General features: G+C 60.6%; 10 protein-coding genes. 6 read left to right on the forward strand and 4 right to left on the reverse strand.

Translation table 11 applies throughout. The features are described from left to right. Positions 1–242 precede the first annotated feature (242 nt). Positions 243–3,566, forward strand: a complete 3,324-nt coding sequence (locus KTQ42_RS09575) for a response regulator (RefSeq protein ID WP_217345295.1) — start codon at positions 243–245, stop codon at positions 3,564–3,566. A gap of 7 nt (positions 3,567–3,573) precedes the next feature. Next, a complete protein-coding gene (locus KTQ42_RS09580; protein WP_217345296.1) occupies positions 3,574–4,695 on the forward strand; it encodes a response regulator in 1,122 nt (373 codons plus the stop codon). Positions 4,696–4,854: 159 nt separating this feature from the next. Here the strand turns inward: KTQ42_RS09580 and KTQ42_RS09585 are convergent, their stop codons facing one another. The 4 genes from KTQ42_RS09585 to KTQ42_RS09600 form a co-directional block, all read right to left on the reverse strand. Continuing rightward, positions 4,855–5,040 (reverse strand): DUF1289 domain-containing protein, encoded by a 186-nt coding sequence (locus tag KTQ42_RS09585; protein ID WP_217345297.1) that lies wholly within the window; start codon positions 5,038–5,040, stop codon positions 4,855–4,857. A 26-nt stretch (positions 5,041–5,066) separates the two neighbouring features. Beyond that, entirely contained in the window at positions 5,067–6,884 is a 1,818-nt protein-coding gene (locus KTQ42_RS24345; protein WP_217345298.1) for a sensor histidine kinase, read from the reverse strand. Positions 6,885–7,032: 148 nt separating this feature from the next. Beyond that, positions 7,033–8,466 (reverse strand): UdgX family uracil-DNA binding protein, encoded by a 1,434-nt coding sequence (locus KTQ42_RS09595; protein ID WP_217345299.1) that lies wholly within the window; start codon positions 8,464–8,466, stop codon positions 7,033–7,035. Then, positions 8,463–9,695: a putative DNA modification/repair radical SAM protein gene (locus KTQ42_RS09600; protein ID WP_217345300.1), complete on the reverse strand. Its 1,233-nt coding sequence runs from the start codon at positions 9,693–9,695 to the stop codon at positions 8,463–8,465. Before KTQ42_RS09600 ends, KTQ42_RS09595 begins: the two co-directional genes overlap by 4 nt. Positions 9,696–10,243: 548 nt before the next feature. Between KTQ42_RS09600 and KTQ42_RS09605 the strand changes: the two genes are divergently transcribed. The 4 genes from KTQ42_RS09605 (at position 10,244) to KTQ42_RS09620 (ending at position 14,471) form a co-directional block, all read left to right on the forward strand. Further along, positions 10,244–12,148, forward strand: coding sequence for a patatin-like phospholipase family protein (locus tag KTQ42_RS09605; RefSeq protein ID WP_217345301.1), 1,905 nt, complete (start codon positions 10,244–10,246; stop codon positions 12,146–12,148). Beyond that, positions 12,145–12,621, forward strand: a complete 477-nt coding sequence (locus KTQ42_RS09610; protein ID WP_217345302.1) for a hypothetical protein — start codon at positions 12,145–12,147, stop codon at positions 12,619–12,621. Before KTQ42_RS09605 ends, KTQ42_RS09610 begins: the two co-directional genes overlap by 4 nt. Further along, positions 12,614–13,036, forward strand: coding sequence for a hypothetical protein (locus tag KTQ42_RS09615; RefSeq protein ID WP_217345303.1), 423 nt, complete (start codon positions 12,614–12,616; stop codon positions 13,034–13,036). Before KTQ42_RS09610 ends, KTQ42_RS09615 begins: the two co-directional genes overlap by 8 nt. An 85-nt stretch (positions 13,037–13,121) precedes the next feature. Beyond that, positions 13,122–14,471, forward strand: coding sequence for a transposase (locus KTQ42_RS09620; RefSeq protein ID WP_249222705.1), 1,350 nt, complete (start codon positions 13,122–13,124; stop codon positions 14,469–14,471). The last annotated feature ends 14 nt before the right edge of the window (positions 14,472–14,485 follow it).

Below are 14,485 nucleotides of genomic sequence, written 5' to 3' on the forward strand. Positions count from 1 at the left end.
TTCCCGCGTCAAAAATGGCTGGCCGGCGTTGACATGCGGCATGCCGTGCCGGCTACGTCAAACAATCATAACGGATCGGTCTGCCAGCTTGCCCGGAAATCACGCATGCCGCCGTTTTGTTCAAGGCTTGCGCAGCGACTTGCCCTTCTTTTACCGGAAGAAATACATCAATTGATACTTTTGGTTAAAATGCCCGCCGAACGCTTATTTTTCGAGCAAGCCACTCAGCGATGGAGGTTGCCATGGAACCGCTATTCTCGAGCCTCTCCGAGCACTACGAAAAGCCGTGCGAACGGCTATTGCTGACAACGCTTGCCGCGTTCTGCAACGGCGACCTGTCGGCGCGGATGCCGCCGGCACAGGATGCGAGCGCGCAAAAGCTCACAATGGAAATCAACCGATGGCTCAATGCCGCCGGCTGCGTCCTGCAGGCATTCGACCGGGTCGTCAATGACATCGCTGAAGGCAGGCTCGATCAACCCATGCCACTGGAAGTGAATGGCCAACCGTTGCATGGGCCGTTGCTGCATCTCGCGGAGCGCATCAACAGGATGCGAGCGCAGCTGGCGAAGCTGACGTCTGAGATAGGCCGCATCACGCATGAAGTCGGCGTCGAAGGTCGTCTGGGCAGCCAGGCGGCGCAGCCCGAACTGAACGGCGTCTGGCACGACCTGAGCGACCAGGTCAACAATCTGGTGATGCGCCTGACCAGCCAGGTGCGCACCATGTCGGCAGTCACATCGGCCATGGCCAATGGCGACTTCAGCGTCGACTTGCGGATGCCGGCCAGCGGCGAACTGGCGCAACTGCGTGACAACATCAACGCCCTGATCCAGAGCCTGCGGGAAAGCAATCGGCGCAATGCGGAACAGGATTGGCTCAAGACCAATGTTGCCCGACTCACACAGCAGCTGCAGGGACAACGCAGCGTGGCAGCCGTGGCCAGCATGCTGATGTCGGAGCTGGCGCCACAGATCAATCTCCAGCATGGGTTGTTCTATCTGATGGATGAAGTCCACCTTGAGCAACCCAGTCTGCGCCTGCATGCGACCTATGCAGCGGCACTGAACGTCAAGCCGGAATGGCGCATCGGCGAGGGTCTGATCGGTCAATGCGCACTGGATCGCAAGCCGCTTCTGATCACCGACGTGCCGCCCGATTATCTGACGGTGAGCACGGGCATCGGCGCGGCTGCTCCATCATGCCTGCTGATTCAGCCCATCCTGTTCGAGGGCCAGGTGAGAGCCGTGCTGGAACTGGCTTCCTTCTCAATCTTCACCGCAATACAGCGCAGCTTCCTGACCCAGCTCGCCGAATCGACCGGCATCGTGCTGCATACCATCGCGGCGTCTACCCGGACTGAAAACCTGCTGCGGCAGGCCCAGTCCCTGGCGCAGGAGCTGCAGAGCCAGCAAGAGGCGTTAAGCAAGAGCAATGCCGAGCTTCACGAAAAGGCAGTTCTGCTCGAGCGGCAGAAAGCAGCGATGGAAGCGAAGAACCACGAAGTGGAAATGACGCGCATGTCGCTGGAAGAAAAGGCCGAGCAGCTGATGCTGAGTTCGCGCTACAAGTCCGAGTTTCTCTCCAACATGTCCCATGAGCTGCGCACTCCCCTCAACAGCCTGCTGATACTGGCGCGGCAACTCAGCGAGAATGCCGAAGGCAACCTCACGCCGCGGCAGGTCGAATATGCCGAAACCATCTACAGCGCGGGCGGCGATCTGCTTGGCATGATCAATGAGATCCTTGACCTTGCCAAGATCGAGTCGGGCACTGTCGTGCTGGAACAGCGTGAGGTCTCGTTCAGCACGCTGGAGGAGCAAGTGCTGCGCATGTTCACTCCGGTAGCGCAGAACCGGCGGCTGGAATTCTCGGTTACCTGTTCACCCTTTCTTCCAGCGACCATCCGTACTGACGAAACACGCCTGCTGCAGGTGGTGCGCAACCTGTTGTCCAATGCCTTCAAGTTCACCGAGCATGGCAGCGTAACCTTGGCAATCAGGCCAGTGTCCGGGGGCTGGCGTGCCGGGCAGCCTGGATTGGACGCGGCCGGCATGGTCATTGCATTCGAAGTAAGCGACACCGGGATTGGCGTGGCCCCCCAGCAGCAGGAGCTGATCTTCGAGGCATTCCGGCAGGCAGACACCGGCACCTCCCGCCGTTACGGTGGCACTGGCCTGGGACTGTCGATCAGCACCGATCTGGCGCGGCTGATGCACGGGGAACTGCGGCTCCTTTTCAGCGAGCCGGGCAAAGGCAGCAGCTTTGCACTCTACATACCGCTGGAGCCACCTCCACGCCCTGCACCCGGAAGCGAGAGCGGCATCAGGGCAGCGGCGGTACCGAGGCTGGCTGCCACCTTGCCGGTCGACAGAGATGACCGCGATCGGCTCGCCCCGAGCGACCGTATCCTGCTGCTCATCGGTACGGCAAAAGAGTCTGGCGCTGCCTTTCTCTCCTCAGCCCATGCGCACGGTTGCCGCGGCCTGGTTGCGCAATGCGGCGCCGATGCACTGAGCTTGCTGAAGCGGCACAGGCCATGCGCCATCGTGCTGGATGCGCAGCTCCCTGATATGGATGGCTGGCGCCTGCTGGCGGCCATCAAACGCGACCCCTCGATCCGCCACCTGCCAGTGCATGTGGTATGCGCGCCCTGCGATGCGGCACGGGCATTGCAGGGCGGCGCCCTGTCCTGCAGCAGTCCGCCGCCTGCCGGCGGCATGCACGTTATTGTGCCTGCCATGTTGCGCAAGGCCGCACGTCATCGGCGCCGCCTGCTCCTGGTCAGCGAAGAGGAAGCGATGCTTGACCGGCTGCGCAACTTGCTGGCTGGTGACGATGTGCTGGTGAAAGTCTCCAGGCTGTCGCGGCTGCCAACTGTCCTGCGGCGCCGCACCGACTGCATTGCGCTGCATCTGGCAGGCGCCGATGCGGGCCCGGCGCTGGCACTTCATGCGGCGCGGCAAAAAGGCATCAATCGCCAGTCGCCCCTGCTGATCTATATGCCGCAGGGCCTGCCGTCGAAGGACCGCCAGGCCCTGGTCGCTGCAGAACGGCAAGCATCAATACGCTGCGTTCACACGGAAGACAGGCTGCTGGATGACAGCGCGCTGCTCCTGCATCGCGACGTCTCTGCGATGAGCCAGGTGCAGCAGCAGCGCATCACCGCGCTGCACCAGGGCAGCCACGCATTAACCGGTCGCACCGTGCTTATTGTGGACGATGACATCCGCAACGTCTTCGCGCTCACCGGCATGCTGGAACACCATGGCATGGCTGTCTGTTCAGCCGAAAACGGCCGCCAGGCAATCGACCTGCTGCACGAGCAAAAGGCCTGCGACATCATACTGATGGACATCATGATGCCGGACATGGATGGCTTCGACACCATGCGTGAAATACGCCGCCATGCGGACTTCGACGCCCTGCCCGTCATTGCCCTGACCGCCAAGGCGATGAAGGGCGACCGCGACAAGTGCCTGGCGGCAGGCGCCAGCGATTACGTCAGCAAGCCGGTCGATATCGATGAATTGCTGGCACTGATGCGGCGCCGCCTGCATCGTTGAGGACGCAATGAACGACGAACATGTAACGGATGGCGTGGCATCGGTGCTGGTGGTCGATGACAATGCCGCCAAGCGCAGGGCAATCGGCGCGGTGATTCACGGCCTGGGACTGCATGCCACGGAAATGGCCTCCGGACACGATGCGCTGCGCCTGCTGCTGAAGCAGGACTTTGCCCTGATCCTGCTTGACGTGCGCATGCCGGGGCTGGACGGCTTCGAGACCGCGGCGCTGATCCATGGCAGGCCGCGCTCGGCGCATACGCCGGTCATTTTCATTACCGCCGAAGCCCAGTCCGATGTCGACCGCGCGCTGGGCTACACCGCCGGAGCGGTGGACTACATCGGCTCGCCCATCGTGCCCGAGGTGCTGGCCGCGAAGGTAAAGGTATTCGTCGACCTGTTCCATCTGCAGAAACGGCTATCGCGGCAAGCCGAGGAACTGCGCCATTCGAAACTGCTGCTACAGCAGCTCGCCTCGCACCAGGAGATCATCAAGGAAGAAGAGCGCAAGCGCATTGCCCGTGAAATCCATGATGAGCTCGGCCAGAACCTGCTGGCGCTGCGCATCGACGCCTGCATGCTCAACGCCCGCACCGGCAGCCGGCATCCCCGGCTGAACGAAAAGACCCGCATGGCGCTGAACCAGATCGATTCCACCATACGCAGCGTGCGCAGCATCATCAATGACCTGCGTCCACCGGTACTGGACCTGGGATTGCAGGCGGCCATTGAATGGCAGGTCCATGAGTTTCGGCGCCGCAGCGGCCTTGATTGCGCGCTATTGGCCAGGCGCAGCGATTTCGATGATGGCCTGGATGACCGCAGCGCCACCGCCTTGTTCCGGATACTTCAGGAATCACTGACCAATGTGCTGCGCCATGCCCAGGCCAGCCGCGTGGAGGTCGAGCTTGACCGGGACGCCAGCCAGTTCCAGATGCGCATTGCGGACGATGGCGTGGGCATGAGCCCGAACCGCATGCGCACGCCGACCACCTTTGGCTTGCAGGGAATGCGGGAACGGCTGCGGATGCTGGACGGCAGCCTGCAGATCATCAGCGTTCCAGACCAGGGCACCGAGTTGCGGATTACGATCCCGGTGCGCGTTTGTCCAAAGGCGGCGCTGCCCTGACCGGCTTGGACCGCCAGAACATGGCGTCCTGACGCGCTCTGGCCTGGCTGACTTAAGCCAGACGCGGGAGATCTTGCGCCAAAAAGGCGCGGCGATGAGCCGCAACGCAGCGGCGGGCAGAATTGGGCCGATCGAGAAGTTGCTCGGGCCAAAAGTGCTCTAGCGGCGCGGATAGCCTTCACGGATGATGCGTTCCCACACCACGTTCTTTTCTTCCTCGCTCATGAACACCCAGTTCGCCACTTCAGACACGGTGCGGCCGCAGCCGCGGCAGACTTCGTCGAACAGGGTGGAACAGATGGCGACGCACGGGGTGTCGGGACGATTGGCTGGGGGCTGGTTCATGGAAAGGGCTTGCCGCGGGGAAGCCGCTATTGTACCGGCAGCGGCTGCTCCACGTGCGCCAGCGGCAGGCGCACGACAAACGTGCTGCCCTGCCCCGGGCCCGGGCTGGCTGCGCTGACCTCGCCGCCATGCAGCCTGACCAGCTGGCGCACCAGGGCCAGGCCGATGCCCAGGCCGCCCTGGGCGCGGTCCAGGGTGCCGCTGCCTTGCACGAACACGTCAAACACCCGCTCCACCAGTTCCGGCGGCATGCCGACACCGTTGTCGCTGACAGTCAGCAACGCCGCATTGCCGGCATTGGCGACGTCGACCGTGATGCTGCCGCCGGCAGGCGTGTATTTCAGGGCATTGCCAATCAGGTTGGAAAGGATCTGTTCGATACGGGTCGGGTCGGCCTCGATCCAGCTGGGCACCGCATGGATATCGATCCGATGCTGCTCGACGCGCCCGGTCGTCTGCAGCGACTGCACGCAGTCACGCACCGCCTCGGCCAGGTCCAGCCTGTGCCGCATCAGCGATACCTTGCCATTCATCAGGCGCCCGAGGTCGAGCAAATCATCGACGATACGCGCGAGATGCCGGCTCTGGCGCTTGATGATGACACGCGCCCGCTCGGCGGTTTCGGCCGGCACCGCCGGATGCTCCAGGAGCGCGATGGAATTGCTGATGGCGGCAAGCGGATTGCGCAGTTCATGGCTGAGCATGGCAAGGAATTCATCCTTGGCGCGGTTCTGTTCCTCCGCCAGGCGGCGCGCTTCCTGTTCGCTCACGAACAGTCGCTCCCTTTCCCGCTCTACCCGCTCACGCGACTGCCGTTCCTCTTCCAGCAGCAGGCCGGCGGCATCCAGCGCCGTGTGCAGCCGGTCGAACTCGAGCACGCCGGACGCGAACGGCTGCGGCATTTCACCGCGGCCCAGCGCAGCCGCGGAATCGGCGGCGCTGTCGATCGACAGCGCCATGCGGCGGCTGAAGAATAGCGCCAGGCCGAGGGCGCACAGAATGGCTGCGGCAAGGCCCAGCGACGCCACCAGCACGGCACGACGGGCGGACGCTTCGATAATGTGAACCGGAATGCCAACCGCCACCGTCCAGCCTGAAATAGCCAGCCGGGTATAGGCGTCATAGACCTTGATGCCTTCGCGGGTGTCATGCTGCAGCACGCCTTCCGGCGAGCGGCGCGACCCTTCGAACAGTTCCTTGCGAACCGGCTTGCCCACCAGCTCCTCGGCGCGGTGGGAGCGTGCAATGGAGAGGCCATCGCGGTCGAACAGGCCGATGATGTAATGCTGCGGTATCTTGCCGCGGCTGAGCTGCTTGCTCAGCTGGCTGGGAAGGAAAGCCTGATTCAGCACATAGCGGCGCTTGTCATCCAGGATCACCGGCACCTCCAGCGTCACCACCTGCGCCCCGACCACATTGCCCCTGGTCAGGTTCGATATACGGGTCTGGCCGGTGCGCAGCACTTCGCGCCCCAGCTCGGGGCGGCCGCGCCGCGGCAGGTCGGTACCATACGGCACCAGGGTATTGACCAGCTGCTGGCCTTCCTCGTCGAATAGCACGGTCCAGGATGTGCCATCCTGATTGACGTCGCTGGCGCGCTGGTGAAAGGCTTGCAGGTCGCCCCTGATCAGGCTCTCGGCCGAGGCGAGGAATTTCGCTTTCGCCTCCGCCATACTCAGTTCCTGTTCCACCGCCAATGCAGTGGCGCGCGACGTTTCCTGCAGGCTGCGCAATGCCGCATCGCGCTCGGCCTGCAGCAGCATGGACAGCGCGATGGTGGAAAACAGCACGATGGGCACCAGCACCGCGAGCGCCATCACGGCCAGATAGGCGCGCGCCTTCACGGGCGACCCCGTTCCGCCATGCCACACCAGCAGATCCGCGTTTCATGCATCGCGCTGCCAAACATTTTTCCTCCGCCAAGCCATCAAGTGGTACGCCAGAAAATGATGACTTGGCGCAATGCCAGCCATCATAACAGCGGCCTTGCTTTCAGGCCGGCTCTGCTTGCCCCGGCAACAGGCTTTTCGCCAGTTGCAGCGCCTCCCGCATCGCATTGAATGCCGCCGCCTGCTCCTGTTCGCCGGGCAGGCGCAGCACGTAGGAGGGGTGCCAGGTTGGCACCAGCCAGCGTTCGCCCAGGCGCAGCGCCTGTCCCTGCACCTTCGACAGGGCCAGATCGGTGCGACCGGTCAGTGCGCGCAATGCCGTGCTGCCGAGGGCGACCACGACCTCGGGCGCCACGTCGGCCAGTTCCTTTTTGAGCCAGGGATTGCAGGCATCGACTTCCCGCTGCGCAGGCGTCTTGTGGATGCGCCGCTTGCCGCGCGGCTCCCATTTGAAATGCTTGACCGCATTGGTGAGATAGGCCGACTGCCGTTCGATGCCGGCCTGGCGCATCGCATCGTCCAGCACCTTGCCGGCAGGGCCGGCGAACGGCAGGCCGGCCAGGTCTTCCTGGTCGCCAGGCTGCTCGCCCACCAGCATCAACGCTGCATGGGCGGGGCCGGCGCCCGGCACTGCCTGCGTGGCATTGCGCCACAATTCGCAGCGGCGGCACTGCGCCAGCTCGGACGGCAGCGCGCGCGCCGGCATGGCCTGTCGCGCATCGACCTGCACCAGCGCGCCCGGCCGGTCGCCCACCGCCTGCGCCTGGCCGACGCGACGGCCGCCGGCGCTGGCGCTGCTGATCAGCCCCGGTATCAGCCGCCCTTCCGGCAAATTTTTCCAGTAGCGCACCGGCATGTGCATTTCCATCGCGCCGGTATTGAGGCGGGACGGATTGTAGATGCTGCGGTAATACGCCAGCCACAGCGCCTCGCCCTGGTCATCGATGTCCACCTCGGCCGGCCGTCCCTCGGGCGCCGGCCCGAAGCGCAGCGATTCGCCGTCCGACGCGGCGGTGCCGTCCGGCGTGACGATGAGCCAGCTGGCGCGTCCCATGCGCTTGGCGAAATGGCCGGCGGCCTGGTACAGCACATCATGCGCCGGCTCGAACCAGGCAATGAAGCGCGGATCGCCGGCTTGTTGGTCGCGTTCCCGGAAGCGCAGGAAGGCATGCATCTTGTGCTGCTCGCGCCGCACCGCCTTGACCATCGCATGCAGCCGGGCGCCATCCTGGTCGGCTGCCGACAGCACCGCGGCGTCGCCCTGCTGGCTGCGCCACAGGATCCGGTAGAGCAGCGCCCAGCGGTCAGAGGCGCGAAAGCAGGAAGCCGCCTCCAGCATGCTCAGGAGACCGGACGAGATGCGCAGGGAAGCGTTGGGCGTGCTGGCCGGGGCCGGGGCCAGCGCATCGTTGCCGAACAGATCGACCTCGCCCGGCGCCACCCAGTCAACATCATGCGGCGGCACAGCCTGCGCCAGCAGCGTGCGCGCCGCCTTGCGCCACTCGTCGAACGAGCCGACCGCGACGCGCCTGCTCAAGCCGCTTCCTGCAGGGCGGGAAACAGGCTCATCTGCTGCGGCGCTTCCGACATCATGCGGCGCAGCGCGTCCGACGGCAGCGTGTCGCGCTGCGGCCGGTAGTCCGCGGTGATGATGAAGGGCTTGAGCTTTTCCATGCTGCAGCGCAGCCGCGCCAGGTCGGCGTAGCGCACGCGCCGGCTGCGCCGCAGTTCGGCGATGCGCTTGGCATTGCGCAGGCCGATGCCGGGCACGCGGGCAATCATCTGCGGCTCGGCCACATTCAGGTCCAGGGGAAACAGTTCGCGGTGCGACAGCGCCCAGGCCAGCTTCGGGTCGATGTCCAGCGGCAGGTTGCCCGGCCCGTCCAGCAGCTCGGCAGCCTGGAAGCCGTAGCCGCGCATCAGGAAATCTGCCTGGTACAGCCGGTGCTCGCGCATCATCGGCGGCGGGCGCTGCGGCAGGCCGCTGGGGCTTTGCGGAATCGGACTGAAGGCCGAGTAGTACACCCGCCGCAGCCGGTAGGCGCTGTACAGGGTCTGCGCGGTGTTGAGGATGGTGCTGTCGTCAGTGGCATCGGCGCCGACGATCATCTGGGTGCTCTGCCCGGCAGGAGAAAACGCCGGCGCCTTCGGCTCTTCGGCCTTCTCGTCGATGCGGCGGCGGATCGAGCCCATCGCAAACTTGATGGTGTGCATGCTCTTTTCCGGCGCCAGCGTCTCGATGCCGCGGTCGGTCGGCAGCTCGATGTTGACGCTCAACCGGTCGGCCCAGCGCCCCGCTTCCTCGATCAGTTCGGGCGCGGCGTCGGGAATGGTCTTCAGGTGAATGTAGCCGCGGAACTGGTGCTGCTGGCGCAGGGTTTTCGCCACCAGGATCAGCTGCTCCATGGTGTAGTCCGGCGACTGGATGATGCCGGAACTGAGGAACAGGCCGTCAATGTAATTGCGCAGGTAGAAGTCGATGGTCAGCCGGATCACTTCCTGCGGCGAGAAGCGGGCGCGCGGCACATTGCTGCTGCGGCGGTTGACGCAGTACTGGCAGTCGTACAGGCAGAAATTGGTCAGCAGGATCTTCAGCAGCGACACGCAGCGGCCGTCGGGCGTGTAGCTGTGGCAGATGCCGGTGCCGTTGGTGGCGCCCAGGCCATCCTTGCCCCGGGACGAACGCTGCGCGGCGCCGCTGCTGGCGCAGGAGGCGTCGTACTTGGCGGCGTCGGCCAAAATCTCCAGCTTGTCAGTTAGTTCCATAGCGTACGCTCATGCCAGACAAAATTGATGAAGTAACCAGCCGACCTTAAGGACTTGTTCGTCTGGGAAAGGAATGGGGGAGTGGACCATGCCATTCCAACAAGTCTGTTCCAGGCCGGTGGAAAAGCCGTAAATCCATGTGTTTACCCCAAATGGCAGCAGAATTACTGTTTGCAAGTACAGTATTTTAAACGGATTGGCCGACTGGCGCTGAGCTCTTCAGCCGCCTCGCAACTCTGGCAGATGCCCAGCGCGCTGCCTCTCCTTAGTGCTGCTCAGCCACGATGGACTCATCCCATCCCAGCCTCTTGCTCAGTCTCTTGAAGCCTGAACTCTGCGTATCGATCCTGCATTCTTTTACGTGACATGCAATAGACACCGCCCGTGATACAAGTGCCTTAGCCTCTGAAAAGCGGGTGCCGCCACTCGTTTGGCGTGCGATTAAGAAACTTAAGTTCTATTAACGACACACAATCAACATGCTCTGCAACATCTTTTGTGCGAACTGATGGGGCAGCAATTTTTTGGTTTAAACAGGGGCATAGTGCATGGATCAATTAGACAGATGGAGCCAATACCGGAGTAAAACGCCAGACAATGGTTCGCTTCCGGGTTGGGAAATGATTGTTGATGTCGCCCTTAAAAATCAGCTCACCTCAAACACCACCGGTTTACACCCCCAATCTAAGATGCATTTCAGTCCATCTGCGGATGAACTGAGCGACGCAGTGGTGAAGTCGCAGACGCGCCTTGCGGCGTACCTGGAACGCTATGATGAATATCTGTCGAGGCAGGCAAATTCGCTTGCACGCGAATTAAGACTAAATCAAAAAGAAATCGGTCATGTCCATTGTGCGCTGCTCAAGCTCACCGAAGATTTTCAGCGCACGCCGCTTTTGACGGGGGCAGATATTGGCCGAGCCCACCTTAACGCTCAAAAAAAATTGTTGGAGCTACGCCAGACCTTCGTCGCACAGCATCCGCTCCAAATTTTTTCAAACAGCGACCAGAAGATATGCATTCTCATGCCCGCTCCACCGATCTCAAACTTGGTATTCAAGGGCGGCGGCGTTAGGGGACAAAGCTATGTGGCCGTTCTGAACGTTCTGGAAACTTGCGGATTGACTAGGGATTTGAGGAGTATTGCCGGCACATCCGCGGGTGCGCTTACGGCCGCTTGTCTAGCCACGGGGATCAGCGCGGAGCGCTTTGCGCAGCTGACGAAAGGACTCGACATGAAGGACCAATTGGGCGACGCCGAAGAATCAGACGCATCAGGTGGATGTAACTCCACAATCTCGTCCCCGATTGCTCTAGGTTTGATGGAAAACGGCCAGTATGGGACAGAGCTTGCCATTGACACATACAGCGGCCTGGGTTCCAGCGTGCTTAATAGCATCGCCAACAAGCCAGCCAAAAAATTATTGCGGACGTTTCAGCAAGTCTTGCGCGAGAATGTACGAGCTCATTTTACTTCTCTACTAATCAACCAGTCTCCCTTGCCCGCCGAACAGAAGGAACTGCTTTTGAAGCTCGACGCAGAGCTCCAAACACACAAAAGTTATCAAGTCACGTTCAGCGATCTGGCCCTGCTGCATCAGTTCGACCCTGCACATTTCAAACTATTGGTGCTTACCGGGTTCAACGAAACTGACAAGAAGCTGGAGATCTTCGATGCACAAACGACGCCACATTTGCCTATTGCAAGTGCAATGCGTGCGTCAATGGCGATTCCCAAGCTTATCGCACCGGTCAACCTGATCCTTCAAGGGAAAAGCAAGACCGTAGTTGACGGGGGTGTCGGCACCAATGTGCCGTCTCATTTGCTTAACGACTATGCGCACGGCGGGAAAAAGCAGAACAATGGCCTTATATCAGAGGATATGAAAGAACAGATGCAACGTGCAGTGAGTTTTGCTCAGACCATGGTCTTGTCTTTCGACGATAACGGCACGACCGCACAATTGCTTAGCTCTACCCCTGCCAAGTTGGCAAGCGATTCGGCTCCTATGGAAGACAGGCTTATCGAAATTTCAGGCATCAATCCCAGTTATATTGCAAGCGTAACGAAACCAGACAACTTGCGTGTTCACGAAGCTGGGCTTAATGCGTATATCGTCTACAACGGCGAGCTTAGCCTTGCCAGTTTCAATGCATCGCGAGCGCAGATCAAGGCCGCGCAATTAGAAGCTGAAGTGCGGTTTTTCGAGCAGATACGTGCCAATGGCTTACTCGACAATGACAGGGCGATATGTTTGACATTCGACTCGATGGAAGAAGCGTCTGCTCATATTGACGAGGCCAGCTTGAGGGCATTTATCAACCGTAAGTCAGGCTGGCCCAGCAGTAAGTCCGACAAACAGCTTACGCTCGAAGCGGCATTCGATGCTCTTGCACGCAAGCGGCTGTCAGCAAGTGCCGAGGCATTGCCTAACGAAACAGCGACAACATGAACGTGCACGAGCAATTCAACCAGCTTGTCCAACTGCTAGCGAAGCAATGGGATATTGAAGCAGCCACCGCGCCGCTCGAAGAAGCCACAGTCCGCTTTGTTGGAAACGATGGCAGCACAGTAATACTGCGTCTGCATGCTGACAACAAGCGCTGCATCCTCGGCATTGAGCGCCCATTGACCATCCAAGGCAATGTGGCTCTGGATGAATACGCAATGAGCATTTTTATGCTGCAACGAAATTACACAATGCGCTTGGGCTCACAGACTTGCTTTAGCCGGGTGGACACAAACGGCAGAATGGCGGCATTTCAATCTGTTCCGCTAAACCAGGCAAACTGCGGCGATATCCCCGCGGCGTTGGCAAGACTGAGCGCTCGGCTCGGGGCGTTGATGGACAGCGCGACCATCTTCGCGCGTGCGGAAACCACAACGCGGGCTGTTTCAGCTTTGGAAGCCGGCCTATATGTCTGATCTTTTCCATGCCTTCATCCTCGATATGGAACGGCATGATTGTCGTCTTTCGTTAAGCACCCCGCGTTCCTTCGAGTTGTTTTTCGAGCCGGGTTTTCCTGTAGTTAGCGCACTTAATGACAGCGATAATGCGGTTGTCACCGATGTATGGATTTCGTGCATATCTGGCTTTCCAACCATCACGCAAGAATTCGTGCTGGGCACAATACTCGAAATAAATCACTACACATTGTTGCAAAACCAAGGGGTGTTCGGTCTAGACGAGCAAATGCAGATTGTATTGTCACGATCGGATTTACTTGAACATCTGACAGTACATGCCTATGCCGAAAATCTGTCCGTAATGCTCGAGCAGGCCCTGCGGCTGCAGCGCCTGTTGCTGATGCTGCACCCCGTCATCATGATCAATGCCTAAGCTGGACTTTGTCCATTTTTGAGGGAAAGGAGGTAAGCCCGAAGGGGCCTATCATGGTGTAACCACTCCTGCACGAGAGGTCATCATGAAATCGTTTCCCTTCGAGCTTACTCAGCTCAGTCTATTATTCCGCCCTATGTTTTCCAAGGTCGTCTGGCCGTCGGTGCAGCTATTGCTGGCTGGCGCCATTTTGGCGGTGGGCACGCGCACCGTCACTGCGGTGCTGCACGTCATGGGGCATTCTGAAGAGCAGCAATTTCAGAAGTTCCATCGCATCCTCAACCGGGTTAAATGGTCGCCTCTGGCGGCAAGCCGGCGCCTTCTGCTAGCCTTGATGGAGGCATTTGTTCCGCACGGACCGCTGGTCATGGCCCTCGATGACACAATTGAGCGACGCCAAGGCGCCCGGATTGCGGCCAAAGGTATCTATCGGGATCCGGTCCGCTCCAGTCACAGCCATTTCGTTAAAGCCAGCGGCTTGCGATGGCTATGCCTGATGCTGATTGCTCCGATTCCTTGGGCCCACCGTGATTGGGCCTTGCCATTCTGCACCGCACTTACGCCATCAGAACGCTATTACCATGAACGTGGCCGGCGCCCCAGCAAACTGACGGACCGTGCACGGCAAATGCTGTTCATGGTCAAACGCTGGCTGCCGCAGCGAGACATCGTGATCGTCGCTGACAGCAGCTTCGCTGCTATCGACTTGCTGGCGGCTGTGTCACCGCAAGTCTGTGTCATTACGCGCTTGCGGTTGGATGCCGCTTTATATGAGCCGGCTGCGCCGCGCCGGGCCAATAAAGTCGGCCGCCCACGGCGCAAAGGCGTGCGCCTCCCGACGCTGCAGACAGTATTGGCAAATCCCAGGACAATGTGGCAGACGGTCACGGTCACACGCTGGTATAGCCAAGGAGAACGGAATGTCCAAGTGGCCTCTGGCACGGCACTCTGGTATCACACGGGCAAGCCAGTTGTGCCATTGCGATGGGTACTGGTACGTGACCCACAGCGTCGATTCAAACCCCAGGCGTTTCTCTGTACCAATCAGAAAGCATCACCCGACCAAATCCTGAATTGGTTCGTCAAGCGCTGGCAGGTGGAAGTGACCTTTGAGGAAGCACGTGCCCACCTGGGTATGGAAACACAACGCCAATGGTCTGCGCGAGCCATTGCTCGCACCACGCCGGTGATCCTGGCGCTGTATTCCATTGTTGCCTTACTGGCGAAGCAACGAATCAAGGAACAACCGATCATTCTGCGACATGCCGCTTGGTATAAGAAGGAGGTCGCAACATTCTCCGACACGATCGCTCTGGTGCGTCGGTGGTTCTGGTGCAAACAGGCTTTATCAACATCAGAAGGCCCGTCTGAGATGATAAAAATCCCGCTACCTCTATTCGACCGCTTGACCGAGACGCTCAGTTACGCCGCCTGAAGGGATAAAGTCCA

The sequence above is a fragment of the Noviherbaspirillum sp. L7-7A genome (assembly GCF_019052805.1).
In the GTDB taxonomy this organism is placed as follows: Bacteria; Pseudomonadota; Gammaproteobacteria; order Burkholderiales; family Burkholderiaceae_D; genus Noviherbaspirillum_A.

What these genes read in the sequence shown, in the direction of transcription:
- KTQ42_RS09575 (WP_217345295.1), top strand. Translation starts at nt 243, where the DNA reads ATGGAACCGCTATTCTCGAGCCTCTCCGAGCACTACGAAAAGCCGTGC.
- KTQ42_RS09580 (WP_217345296.1), top strand. Translation starts at nt 3,574, where the DNA reads ATGAACGACGAACATGTAACGGATGGCGTGGCATCGGTGCTGGTGGTC.
- KTQ42_RS09585 (WP_217345297.1), bottom strand. Translation starts at nt 5,040, where the DNA reads ATGAACCAGCCCCCAGCCAATCGTCCCGACACCCCGTGCGTCGCCATC.
- KTQ42_RS09600 (WP_217345300.1), bottom strand. Translation starts at nt 9,695, where the DNA reads ATGGAACTAACTGACAAGCTGGAGATTTTGGCCGACGCCGCCAAGTAC.
- KTQ42_RS09605 (WP_217345301.1), top strand. Translation starts at nt 10,244, where the DNA reads ATGGATCAATTAGACAGATGGAGCCAATACCGGAGTAAAACGCCAGAC.
- KTQ42_RS09610 (WP_217345302.1), top strand. Translation starts at nt 12,145, where the DNA reads ATGAACGTGCACGAGCAATTCAACCAGCTTGTCCAACTGCTAGCGAAG.
- KTQ42_RS09615 (WP_217345303.1), top strand. Translation starts at nt 12,614, where the DNA reads ATGTCTGATCTTTTCCATGCCTTCATCCTCGATATGGAACGGCATGAT.
- KTQ42_RS09620 (WP_249222705.1), top strand. Translation starts at nt 13,122, where the DNA reads ATGAAATCGTTTCCCTTCGAGCTTACTCAGCTCAGTCTATTATTCCGC.